This window comes from Pseudoalteromonas sp. 1181_04, from assembly GCF_052850545.1.
Genome location: NZ_VXCS01000008.1, coordinates 77,259 through 97,372 on the forward strand (window position 1 = coordinate 77,259; position 20,114 = coordinate 97,372).

At 40.6% G+C, this 20,114-nt stretch carries 16 protein-coding genes and 1 tRNA gene; 8 read left to right on the forward strand and 9 right to left on the reverse strand.

What is annotated here, in order from left to right:
- Positions 1–58: 58 nt before the first annotated feature.
- Positions 59–2,758: a DNA topoisomerase (ATP-hydrolyzing) subunit A gene (gene gyrA, locus FW757_RS08300; protein ID WP_145233217.1), complete on the reverse strand. Its 2,700-nt coding sequence runs from the start codon at positions 2,756–2,758 to the stop codon at positions 59–61.
- A gap of 179 nt (positions 2,759–2,937) precedes the next feature.
- Between gyrA and ubiG the strand changes: the two genes are divergently transcribed.
- The 5 genes from ubiG to yfaE all read left to right on the forward strand — a co-directional run bounded on the left by ubiG (position 2,938) and on the right by yfaE (position 8,487).
- On the forward strand, positions 2,938–3,648 hold the full coding sequence (gene ubiG, locus FW757_RS08305; RefSeq protein WP_145233215.1) for a bifunctional 2-polyprenyl-6-hydroxyphenol methylase/3-demethylubiquinol 3-O-methyltransferase UbiG: 711 nt from the start codon (positions 2,938–2,940) through the stop codon (positions 3,646–3,648).
- Positions 3,648–4,331, forward strand: a complete 684-nt coding sequence (locus FW757_RS08310; RefSeq protein ID WP_182831034.1) for an HAD family hydrolase — start codon at positions 3,648–3,650, stop codon at positions 4,329–4,331. The genes ubiG and FW757_RS08310 overlap by 1 nt, the downstream gene beginning before the upstream one ends.
- A gap of 401 nt (positions 4,332–4,732) precedes the next feature.
- Positions 4,733–7,015 carry a class 1a ribonucleoside-diphosphate reductase subunit alpha gene (nrdA, locus tag FW757_RS08315; RefSeq protein WP_145233211.1) on the forward strand — a complete coding sequence of 761 codons (2,283 nt, stop codon included), beginning with the start codon at positions 4,733–4,735 and terminating at the stop codon, positions 7,013–7,015.
- A 69-nt stretch (positions 7,016–7,084) separates the two neighbouring features.
- A complete protein-coding gene (gene nrdB / locus FW757_RS08320; RefSeq protein ID WP_145233209.1) occupies positions 7,085–8,215 on the forward strand; it encodes a class Ia ribonucleoside-diphosphate reductase subunit beta in 1,131 nt (376 codons plus the stop codon).
- Entirely contained in the window at positions 8,215–8,487 is a 273-nt protein-coding gene (gene yfaE, locus FW757_RS08325) for a class I ribonucleotide reductase maintenance protein YfaE (RefSeq protein WP_145233207.1), read from the forward strand. Before nrdB ends, yfaE begins: the two co-directional genes overlap by 1 nt.
- A gap of 4 nt (positions 8,488–8,491) precedes the next feature.
- Here yfaE and FW757_RS08330 read toward each other — a convergent pair whose 3' ends face one another.
- Positions 8,492–9,019, reverse strand: coding sequence for a YaeQ family protein (locus FW757_RS08330; RefSeq protein WP_182717449.1), 528 nt, complete (start codon positions 9,017–9,019; stop codon positions 8,492–8,494).
- A 150-nt stretch (positions 9,020–9,169) separates the two neighbouring features.
- Here FW757_RS08330 and FW757_RS08335 point away from each other — a divergent pair, with 150 nt between their 5' ends.
- A complete protein-coding gene (locus FW757_RS08335; protein WP_446441094.1) occupies positions 9,170–11,578 on the forward strand; it encodes a TonB-dependent receptor in 2,409 nt (802 codons plus the stop codon).
- A gap of 70 nt (positions 11,579–11,648) precedes the next feature.
- On the opposite strand, the gene FW757_RS08340 is transcribed toward FW757_RS08335, so the two are convergent.
- The 7 genes from FW757_RS08340 to FW757_RS08370 form a co-directional block, all read right to left on the reverse strand.
- Positions 11,649–12,266, reverse strand: coding sequence for an FKBP-type peptidyl-prolyl cis-trans isomerase (locus tag FW757_RS08340; protein ID WP_182717447.1), 618 nt, complete (start codon positions 12,264–12,266; stop codon positions 11,649–11,651).
- A gap of 104 nt (positions 12,267–12,370) precedes the next feature.
- Positions 12,371–12,757 (reverse strand): hypothetical protein, encoded by a 387-nt coding sequence (locus FW757_RS08345; RefSeq protein ID WP_182717446.1) that lies wholly within the window; start codon positions 12,755–12,757, stop codon positions 12,371–12,373.
- 49 nt (positions 12,758–12,806) lie between these two features.
- Positions 12,807–12,897 (reverse strand) — tRNA-Ser (locus FW757_RS08350).
- 101 nt (positions 12,898–12,998) lie between these two features.
- Complete coding sequence (locus FW757_RS08355; RefSeq protein WP_182717445.1) at positions 12,999–13,376, reverse strand: hypothetical protein; 378 nt, start codon at positions 13,374–13,376, stop codon at positions 12,999–13,001.
- 202 nt (positions 13,377–13,578) lie between these two features.
- A complete protein-coding gene (locus FW757_RS08360) occupies positions 13,579–14,127 on the reverse strand; it encodes an NAD(P)H nitroreductase (protein ID WP_182717444.1) in 549 nt (182 codons plus the stop codon).
- A 114-nt stretch (positions 14,128–14,241) separates the two neighbouring features.
- Positions 14,242–14,919 (reverse strand): HvfX family Cu-binding RiPP maturation protein, encoded by a 678-nt coding sequence (locus tag FW757_RS08365; RefSeq protein WP_149982495.1) that lies wholly within the window; start codon positions 14,917–14,919, stop codon positions 14,242–14,244.
- Positions 14,920–14,983: 64 nt separating this feature from the next.
- Positions 14,984–16,945 carry an oxidoreductase gene (locus tag FW757_RS08370; protein WP_182717443.1) on the reverse strand — a complete coding sequence of 654 codons (1,962 nt, stop codon included), beginning with the start codon at positions 16,943–16,945 and terminating at the stop codon, positions 14,984–14,986.
- A 218-nt stretch (positions 16,946–17,163) separates the two neighbouring features.
- Between FW757_RS08370 and sppA the strand changes: the two genes are divergently transcribed.
- Together sppA and ansA are read left to right on the forward strand one after the other, a co-directional pair.
- Positions 17,164–19,029, forward strand: coding sequence for a signal peptide peptidase SppA (gene sppA, locus FW757_RS08375; RefSeq protein ID WP_182717442.1), 1,866 nt, complete (start codon positions 17,164–17,166; stop codon positions 19,027–19,029).
- A 70-nt stretch (positions 19,030–19,099) separates the two neighbouring features.
- Positions 19,100–20,110 carry an asparaginase gene (gene ansA, locus FW757_RS08380; protein WP_149982498.1) on the forward strand — a complete coding sequence of 337 codons (1,011 nt, stop codon included), beginning with the start codon at positions 19,100–19,102 and terminating at the stop codon, positions 20,108–20,110.
- Positions 20,111–20,114: the final 4 nt, after the last annotated feature.

The following is a 20,114-nucleotide window of genomic DNA, read 5'->3' on the forward strand; positions in this document are numbered from 1 at the left end:
TAATTTTTTTGATTTTTATAGTAAAAAAAAGCGGCCGAAGCCGCTTTAATGATTAATGTTATGCCTCTGGAGGATTATCCCCAGCGTCATCATTAACAGTGTCGACTAGTTCAACGCTTTCACCTTCGATAATAGCGTTAAGCTCATCGATTTCGATCTCTTCGATACGTTGTAAACCAACTACTTGCTCTTCGTCAATAGTTCTTATCAAAATAACACCTTGGGTATTTCGCCCAACGGTAGAAACTTCATTAACGCGAGTTCGCACCAGAGTACCTCGATTAGAGATAATCATGATTTCATCGTTATCGTCAACTTGTACAGCACCAACTACAGCACCGTTACGCTCACTTACTTTGATTGATACCACACCTTGAGTCGCACGACTCTTAGCAGGGTAGTCACTGAGCAATGTACGCTTACCGTAGCCGTTTTCTGTCACGGTTAAGATAGCACCATTCGTCTTAGGTACAATTAATGATACAACACGTTGGCCTTCAGCCATCTTAATACCACGAACACCTGTTGCAGTTCGGCCCATCTGACGAACACCCTTGAACTTGATTTCCGGGTTACCGTTTTCATCAAGTACTGGGTTGCCGTTTTCATCTAAAACAGGTGATTCTTCGGCTTCTTTAAAGCGAACAACTTTACCAGCATCAGTAAACAACATGATTTCGTTGCTACCATCAGTGATATCGACACCAATCAAGCTATCACCGTCGTTTAAGTTAACGGCAATAATACCGCTAGCACGTTGACGGCTATACGCAGTCAATGGTGTTTTCTTCACGGTACCAAATGCAGTTGCCATAAAGATGTATTTATTTTCTTCATACTCACGTACTGGCAAGATAGCCGTAATACGTTCGTCTGCTTCAAGCGGCAATAAGTTTACAATTGGCTTACCACGGGCTGCACGACTGGCAAGTGGTAATTGATACACTTTAAGCCAATATAAGCGACCTGCCGTTGAGAAACATAAAATAGTATCGTGAGTATTAGCAACTAGTAGACGTTCAATGAAATCTTCATCTTTCATCTTGGTTGCTGATTTACCTTTACCACCACGGCGCTGTGCTTCGTAATCAGACAATGGCTGATACTTCACATACCCTTCGTGAGATAGGGTTACTACTACGTCTTCTTCTGTGATCAAGTCTTCAAGACTAATATCATGAGCCGCTGCATTAATTTCAGTACGACGTTCGTCGCCGTATTGCTCTTTAATTTCAACTAACTCATCGCGGATAACTTCCATTAAACGCTCAGGATTAGCAAGAATATATAAAAGCTCGGCAATTAAATCTAATAACGTTTGGTATTCGCTTAGAATCTTTTCATGTTCAAGACCAGTAAGCTTGTGTAAGCGTAAATCTAGAATTGCTTGGGCTTGTTGCTCAGAAATATAATACTGACCATCACGAATGCCTAAGTCATCCGCTAACCAATCTGGACGGGCAACATTTGCTTCACCGGCTTTTTCAAGCATGGCTTTTACATTACCTAATTCCCACGGGCGGCTAGCAAGTGCTACTTTAGCTTCAGCTGGCGTTGGTGAGTTACGAATAAGCTCGATAATTGGGTCAATGTTAGCAAGTGCAATTGCTAAGCCTTCAAGCATGTGTGCACGATCGCGGGCTTTACGTAGGTCAAATACCGTACGACGAGTCACTACTTCACGGCGGTGAATGATGAATTCTTCAAGCATTTCTTTTAAGTTGAAACACTTAGGCTGGTTATTGATCAACGCAACCATGTTCATACCAAACACAGTTTGTAACTGAGTTTGCGCATACAGGTTGTTTAAGATCACTTCGCCTACGTCACCACGTTTGATCTCGATAACGATACGCATACCGTCTTTATCTGATTCATCACGTAATGCACTAATGCCTTCAATCTTCTTATCTTTAACAAGCTCAGCAATCTTTTCAATTAAGCGGGCTTTATTTACTTGATAAGGGATCTCGTGAACGATGATCGTTTCACGATGGGTTTTTTCGTCAACTTCAATTTCCGCACGTGCACGCATGTACACTTTGCCACGGCCAGTTAAATAGGCTTGTTCAATGCCTTTTTTACCGTTGATAATTGCCGCAGTTGGAAAATCTGGGCCCGGAATATAATCCATTAGTTCATGAATGGTTAATTCAGGGTTTTGAATAAGTGCTAAACAGCCATTCACAACTTCAGTTAAGTTATGAGGAGGAATGTTCGTCGCCATACCTACCGCAATACCCGATGAACCGTTCACTAATAAGTTAGGAACTTTGGTCGGTAATACGTCAGGAATTTGCTCTGTACCATCATAGTTAGGTACAAAATCAACAGTCTCTTTTTCAAGATCAGCCAAAAGCTCATGAGACATTTTCGCCATACGGACTTCGGTATAACGCATTGCTGCTGCTGAGTCACCATCAACTGAACCAAAGTTACCTTGGCCGTCAACTAACATATAACGTAAAGAGAATGGCTGGGCCATACGTACGATTGTGTCATACACCGCACTGTCGCCATGGGGATGGTATTTACCAATTACATCACCAACCACACGGGCTGATTTTTTGTAAGGCTTATTCCAATCATTATTAAGCTCGTTCATAGCAAACAAAACGCGGCGGTGAACAGGTTTTAAACCATCACGTACGTCTGGTAGTGCTCGTCCTACTATTACGCTCATTGCGTAATCTAAATAGGAGTTTTTTAACTCGTCTTCAATATTGACTGGCAGAATTTCATTGGCGAAATCAGTCATTTGATATCACATTCCTTCAGTATTGACCCACGAAAGTGCCACATATGGGCGCTTGCGGGGATTTAGTTATTATTACCAAGTCATGCTACCACAATTTATTTAGATTTACAGGCGCTAAATCTTTGCGATTTATTAATTTACCCCTATATAATGGCCTGAGATTGACGAGGAAGTTTTTTATGACCGAACATCAAAATGTAGATAGTGCAGAAATTGCAAAGTTTGAAGCCATCGCTGAGCGTTGGTGGGATCGTGAAGGCGAATTTAAACCCCTTCATGAAATTAATCCATTAAGATTAGATTTTATTGCCGACAAGGCCAAAGGCTTATTCGACAAAGAAACACTCGATGTCGGCTGTGGTGGCGGTATATTGAGTGAAAGTATGGCGCGAATGGGCGCACATGTGACTGGTATTGATATGGGTCAAGAGCCGTTAACCGTTGCGAAACTGCACAGTTTAGAAACCGGTGTAAACGTTGACTATATAAAAATACCTGCCGAACAGTATGCCAGCGAACACCCTGCCCGCTTTGATACTATTACTTGTATGGAAATGTTAGAGCATGTGCCAGACCCTGCATCTATCATTCATGCAGTAGCAGAATTAGCGAAACCTGGTGCTGATGTATTTTTCTCTACATTAAACAAAACCCCAAAAGCATATTTGTACGCAATTATCGGGGCAGAAAAATTATTGAAGATGGTGCCTGATGGAACCCATGATCACAAAAAGTTTATCAAACCAGCACAACTCATTGCATGGGCAGAACAAGCAGGCCTCAAAGTACGTGCTAGTGCGGGATTGAGTTATAACCCTTTATCAAAGCAGTACAGCTTAAATACCGATGTAAGCGTTAATTATATTCTGCATTTTGAGAAACTAGCGTAATGGCTGGTTTTAACACAGCAACCCCCGCAATTGATTACGACGCCTTTATTTTTGATTTAGACGGTACATTACTCGATACCGCAGATGATTTAGGGGCTGCGCTAAATTACGTACTCGCTGATCATAACCAACCATTAGTAACCGCTGATATATATCGTCCTGCAGCTTCTAACGGTGCAATGGCGCTGCTTGCAGCTGGATTTGGTCAGCAATGGCACGATCACCCAAATCAAGCTGACTTACGCCAGCAGCTATTAACGGCCTACGCAGATAATATTGCCACCCATAGTCAATGCTTTACTGGAATTGCACAATTATTGATCGCGCTTGATCAACAACAGATCAAATGGGGGATCATGACTAATAAACCTGAGTTTTTGACTATTCCATTAGTTGCTGCAATTGCTGAACTCAAAGATGCACAGGCAATTGTCAGTGGTGACACCCTCGATATCGCTAAACCATCTCCTTTACCTTTACTGCATACAGCCCAACTGTTAGATGTTGATCCGAGTCGTTGTTTGTATATCGGTGATGCGCAGCGTGACATAATTGCAGCCAAGGCTGCAAACATGCACAGCGCTGCTGCGTTGTGGGGCTACATCCCTAGTGAAGCTGAAGCATTGAGTTGGCAAGCCGATTTTAATTGGCAATCACCTATTGATGCATTTAACCATATATAGTGCCATGTTAAATTTTAACCACTACATATTGTGATCGTGTTACTTTTTGCACATTGTTTGTTGATAAAAAAAGCAGCCAAAATTTATTTTTAAAATGCGTAAATTTAATCGATCATCAGTTGATTTTTATAAATTTCATTTTAATCAGATGGTCAAAGGTTAATGGCTACTAACACAAGCGTGTTATCCCAACGTTATCCACAATTAGGGGCGTTTATGCCCCTTGCAAATGATCGCATACCACACTATCTTGTGATCTAGAATTTGATGAACACCAGATGTTGTGGCTAAATGTTATTCAATTAAATTCGCGCTAATACAGTTTTATTGCAATAAAAAATTTATTTTAAGAAAAATGTGTCACTAAAAAATATTATATCCCAAGGAATACAGGCAAAACTATGAACCAACAGCTATCTGTAAGCAAACGTGACGGCCGTAAAGAGTCACTTGATTTAGATAAGATCCATCGCGTTATTGCTTGGGCCGCCGAAGGTCTAAATAATGTGTCTGTCTCACAAGTTGAGCTGAAATCGCACATCCAGTTTTATGATGGTATTCGTACTGAAGACATCCATGAAACCATCATCAAAGCGGCCGCTGATCAGATCTCTAAAGAGTCGCCTGATTATCAATATTTATCAGCCCGCTTAGCTGTATTCCATTTGCGTAAAAAAGCCTATGGTCAATTTGAGCCACCGCGCTTGTATGATCATATCGTTAAGTTAGTTGAAGATAAGCGTTACGATGCACACTTACTAGCTGACTACACAGAGCAAGAAATTGATCAACTGGATGAATACCTTGATCATGGACGTGATTTAAACTTCAGCTATGCTGCTGTTAAACAGCTTGAAGGTAAATATTTAGTACAAAACCGTGTTACGGGTGAAATTTATGAAAGCGCACAGTTTTTATATATTTTAGTTGCAGCCAGCTTGTTCTCTGATTACCCAAAAGAAACGCGTTTAGACTACATAAAGCGTTTTTACGATGCAGTGTCATTGTTCAAAATTTCATTACCTACGCCTATTATGGCGGGAGTTCGTACCCCTACGCGTCAATTCAGTTCATGTGTACTGATTGAATGCGGTGACAGCCTAGATTCAATTAATGCAACCTCATCAGCGATTGTAAAATACGTATCGCAACGTGCAGGTATTGGTATTAATGCTGGTCGTATTCGCGCACTAGGTAGCCCTATTCGCAATGGTGAAGCATACCACACCGGTTGTATCCCGTTTTATAAGCACTTTCAAACGGCTGTTAAAAGTTGTTCGCAAGGTGGTGTCCGTGGTGGCGCAGCAACCCTGTTCTATCCACTTTGGCATCTAGAAGTTGAAAACTTATTAGTGCTTAAAAACAACCGTGGTGTTGATGATAACCGCGTTCGTCATTTAGATTACGGTGTACAGTTTAATAAACTAATGTACTCACGTTTGATCAAAGATGATTACATCACATTATTCAGCCCGTCTGATGTGCCTGGTTTATATGATGCATTTTTTGAAGATCAAGATGAATTTGATCGTCTTTACGTACAATATGAACAAGACGAGTCAATTCGTAAAAAACGTATTAAAGCTATTGAGCTGTTTTCAATGTTTGCACAAGAGCGTGCTAGCACTGGCCGCATCTATTTACAAAATGTTGACCACTGTAATACACACAGCCCATTCATTGCTAAAGTGGCACCAATTCGCCAATCTAACTTATGTTTAGAAATTGCATTGCCAACTAAACCACTTAACAATGTTAATGATGAAGAAGGTGAAATTGCACTGTGTACGCTGTCGGCCTTTAACTTAGGTGCGATTGAGTCACTGGATGAACTTGAAGAGCTTGCAGAACTTGCGGTACGTGCACTTGATAACTTACTGGATTTCCAAGACTACCCGGTGCCAGCAGCACATAATGCAACTATGGGCCGTCGTACACTCGGAATAGGCGTAATCAACTACGCATATTACCTTGCTAAAAATGGCAAACGTTATTCTGATGGCAGTGCCAATGCATTGACTCACAAAACATTTGAAGCAATTCAGTATTACCTAATGAAAGCCTCAAATGAACTGGCTAAAGAACGTGGTGCATGTCCTAAATTTAACGAAACAACGTATTCGCAAGGTATTATGCCAACCGATACGTACAAACGTGATTTGGATAAAATTTGTGATGAACCATTGCATTTAGATTGGGATACATTACGTGCCAATATCAAAGAGCATGGTATGCGTAACTCAACGTTATCTGCGTTGATGCCATCTGAGACATCGTCGCAAATTTCAAATGCAACGAATGGTATTGAACCACCACGTGGTCATATCAGTGTTAAAGCCAGTAAAGATGGTATTTTAAAACAAGTTGTACCTGAGTATGAACGCCTTAAAAATAACTATGAATTATTGTGGGATATCCCATCAAATAAAGGTTATTTAGAATTAGTGGGTATTATGCAAAAGTTTGTTGACCAAACAATTTCTGCCAATACTAACTACGATCCAAATAAGTTTGAAGGTGGTAAAGTACCAATGAAGGTCTTATTACAAGATTTACTGGGTGCTTACAAACTTGGCGTTAAAACCCTTTACTACCATAACACCCGTGATGGTGCATCTGATATGCAAGAAGATACACCAGAAGTGGAAGATGATGATTGTGCAGGCGGTGCGTGTAAAATCTAATCGGTAATAAATATAAATTGGAAGCGGGCTATACGCCCGCTTTGCCCTGTTCGTTTTTTGAGTGATCTTATGTCTTATACTACTTTTAGCCGAAACCATAATAACCAACTACAAGAACCGATGTTTTTCGGCCAAACCGTTAACGTATCGCGTTATGATCAACAGAAGTACCCTATTTTCGAAAAGCTAATTGAAAAACAACTATCGTTTTTTTGGCGTCCTGAAGAAGTCGATGTAAGTAAAGATCGGTTAGATTTTCAGGCCTTACCTGATCACGAAAAACATATATTTTTAAGTAACTTAAAATATCAAACCTTACTTGATAGTGTGCAAGGTCGCTCGCCTAATGTTGCGTTACTGCCAATTGTGTCGATCCCAGAACTTGAGACCTGGATTGAAACATGGGCATTTAGTGAAACAATCCATAGCCGTTCATATACACATATTATTCGTAACGTTACCCAAGCCCCTGAGCTTATTTTTGATGATATCGTTAGTAACGAAAAGATCAGTGAACGTGCTGATGCCGTAACTAAATATTACGATGAATTAATTAATAAAGTGGCTGTGTATAACTTATACGGTGAAGGTAAACATGAACTTAATGGCGAAACAGTTCATATCAGTTTATTTGAACTTAAAAAGCTTTTATACCTTGCAATGATGTCAGTGAATATCTTAGAAGCGATCCGTTTTTATGTCAGTTTTGCCTGTTCATTTGCGTTTGCAGAGCGAGAATTAATGGAAGGTAACGCTAAAATTATTAAGCTGATCGCCCGTGATGAAGCGCTTCATCTTTCTGGTACTCAGCATATTTTGAATATTATGCAGGATGGTAAAGACGATCCTGAAATGGCTATCGTAGCAGCCCAGTGTCGTGATGAAGCGATCAAGATGTTTGTTGATGCTGCTGAACAAGAAAAAGAATGGGCTGAATACCTGTTTAAAGATGGTTCAATGATTGGCTTAAACAAAGATATTTTATGCCAATACGTTGAGTACATTACTAATGCTCGTATGACTGCAGTTGGTTTACCAACACAGTTTAAAACCAGCAGTAACCCTATCCCATGGATCAATTCATGGTTAGTGTCAGACAATGTACAAGTTGCTCCACAAGAAGCGGAGATCAGCTCATACCTTGTAGGCCAAATTGACTCTCAAGTTAATGCCTCTGATTTCGGTGACTTCGATCTCTAATGACCAGCAACAAAACTGCAAAGATCCACTTTGCAGATAATAGCCAGTGTGTAGATTTTGACACTGGCTGTCATTCCCTTTTAGACTGCCTAGAACAACAGCAATATGAAATTCCTTTTCAGTGTAGAGAAGGATATTGTGGTGCCTGTAGAGCAACCCTAGTAGCAGGGCAAGTCACCTATAACGAAGAACCACTCGCCTTTGTACGTGATGGAGAAGTACTGCTGTGCTGCTGTAAACCCGATGGCAATATCACTCTCAATTTGAAGTAATTTGTTAATGCCAGTCAAACTGCTTTGTTTCATAGCAATGTATTTTATCACTGATCATTAAACTACTTTCATCTATGGTTACATCCCAATTTAAACTGCGGGTTAAATCCACCTGAATATCATCAATAAACTGCTGGTCAATCTCAATAATATGGCTATTATCAAATAACTTTAACCGTGACTGAGATTGCGTTAACCATTCACTATTGCCCGTTGTTAAAATTAATAATTCATCCACCTGCTTAGCGATCTTAACTAATTCATCAAGGTCAGGTTTATCAACACTTAACCAGGTTTTATAATGTTCATCCAACGCTTGAATTCCTACATCTGGCTGTAGTTTATCAGCAAGTTTATTAAGCACTGCATGGCTGTCATAAGATAAAATACAATAGCCTAACAGCTTTAAAACAAAATGCTCCAGTGTTTCATTTTTAGTCAACGCTGTGGTAAAAATTTCTTTGTGATTACGCTGATGACGCAGATCAGCTATGCTAAATCGTGCTTTAAAAATACGTGTTTTATCAGACATAATATTCACCAGTCTCGCCGTTACTCCTATTGAGTATAGCCCAATCTGATATAAGCACGTTTATTTTAAAAGTTATGGTATAACATTATTGATCAGCACAAATGATGGTGTTATATTATATCACAACATAATAGCAACAACGTAGTAACCATGATCCGACATTCATTAATATCAACTGCAATTATCACTGCTTTAAGCTCTTTTTCTGCTCATGCTGCGCTGGTAACTGGGCAAGTTTTTGACAATAACAAGCAACCACTCAGCTATGCCGATGTGCACGTACACGGTAAAGCACAGTCAATTAAAACTGACGAGAATGGCCGATTTAGTATTAATATTGATGCTAATAGCCAATTACATATTAGTAAAAATAATTTTGTTGATGCTAGAGTTCAAGTAACTGAAACCAGTTCTGCTCTAAATATCACGCTTGTACCTACGTCAGTTGAATCTGTCGTTGTGTATGCCTCTGCCCTGCATAAAAATAGCTTAGAGATGATTTCACCAGTGAGTGTACTCAGTGGTGATGAACTGCGCAATAAAGCAAAACCCACGTTAGGCGAAACGCTCAAAGGCCTTCCAGGTGTTAATGCCAGCTATTTTGGCCCTGTTTCATCTAGCCCTATAATCCGTGGCCTAGATGGCCCTCGCGTTAAAATCACCCAAAATGGCTTAGACAGCAGCGATGCGTCACGTATTGGCCCAGATCACGCAACATCGAATGACAGCCTAGCTGCAGAACAGATTGAAGTTTTGCGTGGCCCAGCTACGCTACTTTATGGCTCAGGCGCGATTGGTGGCGTAGTTAACGTAGTAGATAACCGCATTCCAACTGATAATATCGAGCAGTTAACTGGGGCTGTTGAATACAGCCATGACACGGTTTCAAATGCCAACACCTATGCTGCCAAGCTTGAGACGGGCCATAACAACTTTAACTTCCATTTTGACGGTACCAAACGCACTGGTGATGACTACCAAACTCCGCGTTTTAACTTACCTGAAGAAGAGCACGAAGATCATGAGGGTCATGACGAAGAAGAGCATGAAACAGCCACCTCGGTAAAAAATACCTTTATTGATAGCCAAACCGTTAACTTTGGTACCAGCTATGTAGGTGAGCATTTAACGCTAGGTGTTTCTTATGGCCGTATTGAAACCGACTACGGTATTCCAGCACATAGCCATGAACATGAACATGGCCATGATCACGAACACGAGCATGATGAAGGCGAAGAAGAAGCCGTTTATGCGCGTGTAGAACAAGATCGCTGGCAAGGTTTGATGAGCTATGCATTACACAACAACTGGATTGAAACTATTAATTTACGTCTAGGTTATACTGATTATCGCCATGCTGAAATTGAAGATGGCGCGATCGGTACTATCTTTAGTAATGAAACCACTGAAGCACGTTTAAATATTGAGCATAAGTTAGGTAATTGGCATGGTATGGCTGGTTATCATTTTAGTGACTCTGATTATGATGCCGATGGTGAAGAAGCCTTCACACCCGCTAGCAAAACGACTACTCATGCATTATTTATCCTCGAAGAAAAACAGTTTGGCGACGTGACATTAGAATTAGGTGCGCGTATTGAAGATTATAATATTGATAGTAATGTCGGTGCTGCTGCGCATGACCATGACCATGACCATGACCATGACCATGAAGATGATCATACTTATGAACATGCCAATGAAATAACGCCTTACAGTAAAAGCTTTACTAATCTGAGCGCTTCAGCAGGCGCTATTTGGCAATATACACCCGGACAAAGTATTGCGCTGAGCGTGTCACACTCTGAACGCGCACCGTTATCAGCCGAGCTATTATCAAATGGTGTCCATATTGCAACTGGCACCTATGAGCTTGGTTTAGGCTACGCGATAGAAGACGGTGAAATTCACTTCGAACCTGAAAATATCAAACAAGAAACATCAACCAATATTGATTTTGGCTTTAGACGCTTTAGTGGCGATTTTGGTTATACGGTTAACTTTTTCTATAACGACATTGCCAATTTTTACTATCAGCAGAACACGGGGTTAGTGTTTGATGAAGAGCACGGCCTTGAAGCTGCAGAGCCTGGCCACGATGATGGTATGGCTGTTTATCAATTTGTCAGTAAAGATGCGAAATTATACGGCATTGAATTTGACGCACATTATCAATTAAATTCAAATGCGATGGTAAAAGTATTTGGTGACTCAACCACTGCAAAACTTGCTGATGATGAAGGGTATTTACCGCGTATTCCGGCAAATAAGTTAGGTTCAGAATTACAGTATAATATCAGTGATTGGCAGTTCAGCTTAACTGGCACACACTACTTTGAACAACGTGATATTACGGCTTATGAAACCGCAACTGATAGCTATACACTGTTTGATGCGCAAGCAAATTACCAATTAAGTGTCGGTCCGGTAGATACACAGTTTTATATCAACGTTGATAATATTACGGATGAACTGGGTTTTGTACATAGTTCATTTATTAAAGATGAAGCGCCACTACCCGGGCGTAACTTTAGAATTGGTCTACGTGGTTATTTCTGAACTCAGTAAATAACCATAAAAAAGCCGCGCTAATAGTTATTAGCGCGGCTTTTTATTACTCAATTTCTAATTAAAGAATTTCGTGTAGCTCAACGTCAAATACCAGTGTTGAGAATGGTGCAATTGCAGCACCGGCACCACGTTCTCCATAAGCAAGCTCATGAGGAACATAGATACGCCATTTGGTGCCTTCAGGCATCATTTGTAATGCTTCAGTCCAGCCTTTGATCACGCCACCAACTGGAAACTCAGCAGGTTGACCACGCTCATAAGAGCTGTCAAATACAGTACCGTTGATAAGTGTACCGTGATAATCAACACGCACTGTTGACTCAGCAGTTGGCTTGTTGCCTTCACCTGTTGCTAGTACTTCATATTGAAGACCAGACTCAGTCACTGTGATTTCAGCACGTTTTGCATTTTCTTCTAAGAATGCAATGCCTTCAGCTGCAAGTACTTTCGCCTCTTCTTCACGACGTGCTTGGATTTCAGTGTTGATTTTTTCGAATGCAGCTTGGATCTCAGGGATCTCAACTTGGAAATCGCCGCCCACATACGCATCTTTCATGCCTGCAAATACTGAATTTAAGTTTAAACCTTCGAAAGGGTTAGCTTTAAGTTGCTCACCCATCTGTAGGCCAATACCGTAACTTGCTTTTTCAGCATCTGTAGTAAAATTATCTGACATAATATGTTTCACGTTTTGTTTATACCAAGCTTAATAACGCTGGTATCAGTTAAAAGACGCGCCTATGCTATCATAAAAAAAAGCCCTTTTGGGCTTCTTTAGAGCTAGTTTTTAGTGAGTTTTCGCTTTATTAATCGCACAGCAAAAGTCAAGATTGGCAAGCTGATTAAAATACCAGCAAGTAATGGACGACTCAGTAATGCCTGCGTACCAACTAATAACACCGGCACGACTAATAAACCGATACAACCAATAAATATTGCCGCAATTTCTGGCCAGTATTTATCATATTTAGTAATTAAATGCCCAGCTAATAGATTAAAGCCTAGGCAGTAAAGCATAGCTGTGAGCAATACATGCTCTGGTTGTGCATCCATCGCCATTTTAACGAGTAAGTTAATAGCACTGTGATAACAGTAGCCAAACACCGACCATAACAGTATGTGTTTTAGCACCCGTTGTGTGGTGTTTAATTGATTTTGCTGTGACATCTTAAACTCCAGATAGCAAAAAGCCGCCCATAAGGCGGCTTTTTAAATATGGTGGAGAGATAGGGATTTGAACCCTAGAGGGGCTATAAACCCCTGCCGGTTTTCAAGACCGGTGCATTCGACCACTCTGCCATCTCTCCGTACGGCGCGGATAATAGGGGTTAGCCGCCTTGTTGTAAAGCCCTAAAAGTAAAAAAGTTCAAATTAATCGTTACAATTACTCGAAGCGCTTAAAAATACATCAATAATACTGTTTTGGACGTTTCGCGACCCACGAACACAGTAAGCAGACTAATAAGCTAAAAGTTACAAAACTTAAGCTCTGAAAGATTAAATCAAAGCGGTTTAGATCATCACTTGGTACAAGCACCAATACAAAAGCGGGTAAAATACTCACAAACAACACGTAACAACACACTTTAAACGCTCTACCAAAATCAAATCGTCTTGTGTGTTGCATCCACCACGCTAAGATAACCACAATAGCAGTTGATGAGATCGCGATTAAATGAGGAGTCTGTGTACTAAATGCTGTGTAAAGAGTGATAGCCGCACCAACAAAGCCCCATAAGGACCACGTTAACCATTTTTCTTTTTCACGTAAAAATAAATTTCCCATTATCCTCGTCTTCTTGTTGTTATTCTAATTAAGACACTCCATACATTAACAAACTGCAGAAAAATAACAAACCATTGTATTGAGGGTTATTGCATCCAAGCGCTTCAGACAGCCAAGCTACCTAAAGATAATAACAAAGGTAGCCTTAATGCACTCTGACTGAAATAACACGACAAAGTTCCAATTAATTACGTTTTGGCAACTATAAGTGTGTGAAAAAGTGTTCTGGGCTATGACGAACAGCCTTTTTACAGTCCACTTCTGGAGTGCCTAAATACAGGTAACCGACAATCTCATCTTCATTATCAAGCTTTAACGCCGCTTTTACCGCCTCACTTTGCGCAAAGTAACCAGTACGCCAGACACCACCAAGTCCCTGCGCAAAAGCTGCTTGTTGCATAGCTAACACAGCACAACCAGCACTTTGTACTTGTTCGATACGCGGTACTTTTGGGTGCGCTTGATATTTGGCAATGGCAATGATTATCATCGGTGCACGCAGCGGTAACTCTTTGGCACGATTAATGACTTTTTCATCTTGTTGTTCTGCAACTGCACTTTGATAATAAATTTCGCCGAGTCGTTCTCGCGCATCTTCTGCAACAACAATAAATTGCCAAGGCGCAAGGCAACCATGATCAGGCACACGAAGCGCTGCTTGTTTAATAATATCAAGTTGACTGTTGTTTGGGGCAGGTGCAATCAGTCGAGGATCTGACTGACGAGTCAATAAAAGCTCAATAGCGTCCATAGCGATTCTCTAATTAAAAAAGAAACTAGCATAGCATTGATAGGGATTGCTGAGAAAGTTTGAAAGTTAGAAAGTTTGCGACGGGCGTCGCAAACTGACAGGTAGAGATTTAGATTATTCGAATCTTTTCCGTAACCAGTGATCAAGGCTAACAAAACGCCCACCGCCGGTAAAAAATAAACTCAATAACATCGCAAAATAAATTGCTGAAAACTCAATGCCATTATTCAAAATCGACGGTTTACCCTTTTCATAAAGGTAATCTGGGAAACCATGTTCTTGTACAAGTCCTCGAATTTTCTCAATACGTTCTTTTACTTCACGAGAATTATCTAAACTTTCTTTTGCACCGGGGATCGCCAACCAATCAAGTACTTGTGCAGCACTGGTATCTGGATCTGTCGGCGCAATCGCAAACCAGCCATTGTGCCAATGTACAGAGGTTGCGGCAACGACCATAGTAAACATCAGCGGTATGCTAACCAGACGGGTTAATAAACCAACTAAGAGCAGCCAGCCACCGAGAAATTCACTCCAGCCAGCTAAAAAAGCCAGTAAATCAGGAAAAGGTAAGCCTAAGCCCCAGTCTGGGTTACCAAACCAAGCAACAACATCTGGAGAAGCTAAAAAGAATTCAAAAAACCCATTACCATTACCACTGATATTTAGCTTGTTATAACCTGCGATGATCATAACTGGCGCCAGTATCAGTCTAAATAGTAAAGCAGGGATACCATCAAAAATGGCTATTTTTTGGAGGGAAGTTTTATATAGTGTGATCAATGTATTCATCGTAGCAGTCTAGTCTTTTGTAATGTATTAAACAAAGACCGCTACGATTAAAAGTTTATTTCAGTTAAATTTTACGCGCGACCTGAAGCGCTTCATAAATAGCTCGTTTTGCATCAATTGCTGATGCTAATTTGGCCCCGCCAATTACATGTACTTTAGGATTATCGATTAACCCCGACATTAATTCGTTATTAGAGACTTGCCCGATACAAGCGATCACTGTATCAACAGGTAGCACCTGCTCCTCTCCTGCCACAGTAATTTTTAGACCTTGCTTATCAAAATGATGATACTGACAATCAGCGATCTGTTTTACACCATGTTGCTTTGCAACTTGACGATGTATCCAGCCCGTTGTTTTACCAAGCTCACTGCCAAAACGCCCGGCGCTGCGTTTTAGCATAAACAATTGACGATTATCTTTATCTGGACTTGGCTGACACTCAATTCCCCACTGCGATTTAAAATCAGCAATACTTTGGTCTTTATGTTCACTTAAAAAAGCAACCATATCAAAGCCAATGCCGCCGGCACCTAAAATTGCAATCGATTGCCCTAATTCAACTTCGCCTCGAATAACTTCATCGTATGAAAAAACACGTTTATTATCCGCGCAGGTAAAGTTTGCCTCACGCGGGCGCACACCCGTTGCAAACACCACGTCATCGTATTGCTCAAGCATTTTATCGGTAAAAGGAGTATTGAGTGTTACCGTGACCTTCAGACGTTCAAGTTCATTAATAAAATAACGCAAGGTATGATTGAAATCTTCTTTACCAGGAATTCGCATCGCTAAATTAAATTGGCCGCCCATATCTGTATTTTTATCAATCAGCGTTACCGTATGGCCTTTTTGCGCTAAGTAACAACTGGCAGATAAGCCCGCAGGCCCAGCACCTACAACCAACACATTTTTAGCCTTGTTGGTCAGCTCAAGAGGATAATCTAGCTCAAACCCCGCTTGAGGATTCACTAAGCATGTTGCTCGTTTACCTTTAAATACATGATCTAAACAGCCCTGATTACAGCCGATACAAATATTAATGTGTTTACTTTGTTGTGCTTGATATTTATTAAAAAATTCTGGATCGGCTAATAGTGGTCGTGCCATCGAAATCAGATCTGCATCCCCTGCAGTTAAAATTTCATTGGCAATCTCAGGAGTATTAATACGATTTACAGCAATGACAGGAACCGATACCACTTCTTTTAAACGTTTTGAAGCTTCTTTAAATGCACCTGCTGGCACCATACTCGCAATGGTAGGTACTCGTGCTTCATGCCAGCCTATGCCAGTATTTAAAATATCAACTCCAGCCTGCTCTAATGCTTTGGCCTGGATCGTAACCTCTTCAGGTGTTGACCCATTAGGAATTAAATCCATCACCGATAATCGAAAGATAATTAAAAATTCTTTATTTACTTTGGCACGTACAGCTTTGACTATCTCTAACGCTAAACGCATACGGTTTTCTAAACTTCCACCGTATTCATCTGAGCGTTTATTGGTATGCGGTGCCATAAACTCATTAATCAAATAACCTTCTGAGCCCATCACTTCAACGCCATCGTAGCCAGCCTTTTGTGCTAAATAGGCGGAATGAGCAAAGTCTTTGATGGTTTTTTTTATTGCACTGAGCGACATTGCTTTGGGTTGATATGGGTTAATAGGTGCTTTAATTGCACTTGGTGCTTGATTAAATGGATGATACGCATAACGTCCAGCATGTAATAATTGTAAGCAAATCTTACCGCCGTGTTGATGGACAACATCAGTGTATGCACGGTGCTTAAACACATCATAATAGCTATTAAAAGACGATGAGATTGGGGTTAATTTGCCACGCAAATTAGGACTGTAGCCCCCCGTAATGAGCATCGCAGTACCACCTTTAGCGCGCGCTTCATAAAAAGCACGCAGGCGTTTTCGATTATGCCATCCCTCTTCAAGCCCCGTGTGCATTGAGCCCATTACCAAACGGTTACGTAGCTGTGTGTGTTTCAATTGTAATTGTTGTTCTAACATCCTCTGCCCCAATGAACTGGTCTAACCTCTATACATTAACCAATTTTGCTCGATTGGCAAGCAATAAGCAACAAAAGCGATAAATTAGCTAATATTTTCACATTCTCACGGTTAAAACCTCGCTCATAAATACTTAGTTACGATTTAACAGTTAAATTAATTTTTATTCTGGGCTAAGATGGTGACAGATATAAGTTGTACCAGACTAAGGATTTATTTTGATTGCAAAGCTATTTAAAGGACTGTGGGCAGGAATTAACTTTTCTCGTCGTTTAGTCCTCAATTTTTTATTTGTGTTACTCGTTATTCTTTTCATTGTTTCAATCGCAAGCGATGACAATGAAATCAATGTTGCTGACACATCGGTGCTCAGGCTAAACCTCAATGGTCCAATCGTAGAAGAAAAAGTTTACGTTGATCCAATTGAAGCTGCCATCAATGATGCAACACAGGGCAACGACGAGCCGGCTGAAATTTTACTTGATGATATTATCGAAGTAATTGATCAAGCCACTGAAGATAAACGCATTAGTGTGATTTTGCTGGATTTACAAAAAATGCCTAACGCGCATTTAAATAAATTAAAACAAATCACTCAAGCGTTAGAGCGGTTTAAAGCGAGCGGCAAAAAAGTAATTGCCTCTGGTTATTATTACTCACAAGCACAATATTACATTGCTGCGCACGCTGATGAAATATCGATGCACCCTTATGGCGGTGTAGAGATCCAAGGCTTTGGCATGTACCCATTGTATTTTAAAGATGCGCTTGAAAAACTCGGTATCACTCAGCATATTTTCCGTGTTGGTACATTTAAATCGGCTGTTGAACCGTTTATTCGTAACGATATGTCAGATGCAGCAAAAGAAGCTAATAATGTATGGCTAGGTGCATTGTGGAAAGAATACAAACAAGACGTTGCCGCTGTGCGCCCATTTGATGAAGCAAACTTTGATGAAACAATGGACGTTTTTCTGGCTAAAATGCAAGCAGTTAATGGCGATTCAGGTAAATATGCCCTTGAACATCAATGGGTTGATTCTTTAAAAACCAATCAACAAATGCGTCAACAATTAATTGCCTTAGTAGGCACTGAAGAAACGGGCAAAACCTTCAACCAAGTATCATTTAAAGAATATCTCTCATTGGTTAAACCGCCGATTGAGTTTGATAACCCAATGACAGAAAAAGTCGCCGTTGTGGTTGCACGCGGTACTATCTCTGACGGCGAACGTAAAGCCGGTGAAATTGGTGGTGACTCTACAGCGGCTTTACTACGTAAAGCACGCTTAGATGATAAAGTAAAAGCGGTTGTACTGCGTATTGATTCTGGCGGTGGCAGTATGTTTGCCTCTGAAGTTATTCGTGCTGAAGTGCTTGCTCTTAAAGCAGCTGGTAAACCAGTGGTTGCTTCAATGAGCTCAGTAGCAGCTTCTGGCGGCTACTGGATTGCCTCTGCTGCCAACGAAATTTGGGCAGCGCCGAGCACAATTACCGGCTCAATTGGTGTATTTGGTAACTTTATGACCTTTGAAAACACCATGGCTAAATTAGGTGTTTATTCCGATGGCGTTGCCACAACTGAAATGGCTGGTCTATCGATCGCTCGCCCGCTTAATGAAAAAATGGCACAGGTTATTCAACTAAGTGTAGAAGATGCTTATCAACGCTTCTTAGAGGTTGTTGGTGAAGCACGAAATATGACCCCTGAGCAAGTTGACTCTATTGCACAAGGCCGTGTTTGGATTGCAAGTCAAGCGCAAGAGCTTGGCTTAGTTGACAAATTAGGCAATAAGCAAGACGCTATCAAAGCGGCAGCTGAACTGGCTAAGCTTGATTTTTATGAAGTTAAAACCATTAAGCAGAGTCTATCGGCGGAAGAGAAATTAATGCAGGATATTTTTGGAAATGCATCGATTAGATCGCTAATTGGCTCACAAAGTACGCTACAAAACGCACTCTCAAACCAAGCATCTATCAATGGTTTAGTTAAGCAATTAACAACTGAGGTTGAAGGTCTAAAAGATTACAACGATCCGCAAGGCATTTATGCCCGCTGCTTAGTGTGTAATATTTCGCAATAAATAGTGTATAGGCTGTAATCGCAGCAACTAACCGTTATACTAAGCCCAGTTTTTTTACTGGGCTTTTTTTATGAAACGTAAACGTATTTATATCGCATATACTGGCGGTACGATTGGGATGAAAAAATCGAGTCGAGGCTATATTCCCGCTGAAGGTTTTTTAACACAAACCGTAGAAAACAATGCCGAATTTAATCGTGATGAAATGCCCTTATTCGATATTCACGAGTATTGCCCGCTGATTGACTCATCAGACATGTCCCCTGCTCATTGGCAACTAATCGCAGATGATATTAAAAGTAAATACCAAGATTATGATGGCTTTGTCGTGCTTCATGGCACAGATACCATGGCGTATACCGCATCTGCTTTGTCCTTTATGTTTGAAAACTTAACAAAGCCAGTGATAGTGACAGGCTCGCAAATTCCACTGTCGCAATTGCGCTCTGATGGCCAAGTAAATTTACTTAATGCGATGTATTTAGCGGCTAATTATCCGATTGCTGAGGTTAGTTTATTTTTTAATAATCAATTATTTCGCGGCAATCGTGCGACTAAAGCGCATGCCGATGGCTTTGATGCCTTTGCATCCCCTAACCTAGATCCATTAGCACTATCAGGTATTAATATTCAATTATTAAAAGGCCAGTTAAGCCCGTATGTTGAAAATGAGCTACAAGTCACCAACATCACGCCGCAACCTATTGGTGTTTTATACTTGTATCCTGGGATCAGTCATGCTGTAGTTAAAAGTCTGGTAAACGACAATATCAAAGCCCTCGTATTATTGAGCTTTGGTGTGGGCAATGCGCCACAAGATCCAGACTTTTTAGAGATCCTCTCCAGCGCAAGTAAGCGCGGAATGGTTATCGTCAATTTAACCCAGTGCTTAAAAGGGCATGTAAATATGGGCGGCTATGCAACTGGTAACGCATTACTTAACATTGGTGTGATCAGCGGTTACGATATGACCTTAGAGGCATGCTTAACTAAATTACATTACTTATTTAGCCAAAAGCTTGAAATTGAAACTATTCGCCATTTAATGCAAGACAACTTACGTGGTGAGTTAAGTAGATAAGCTG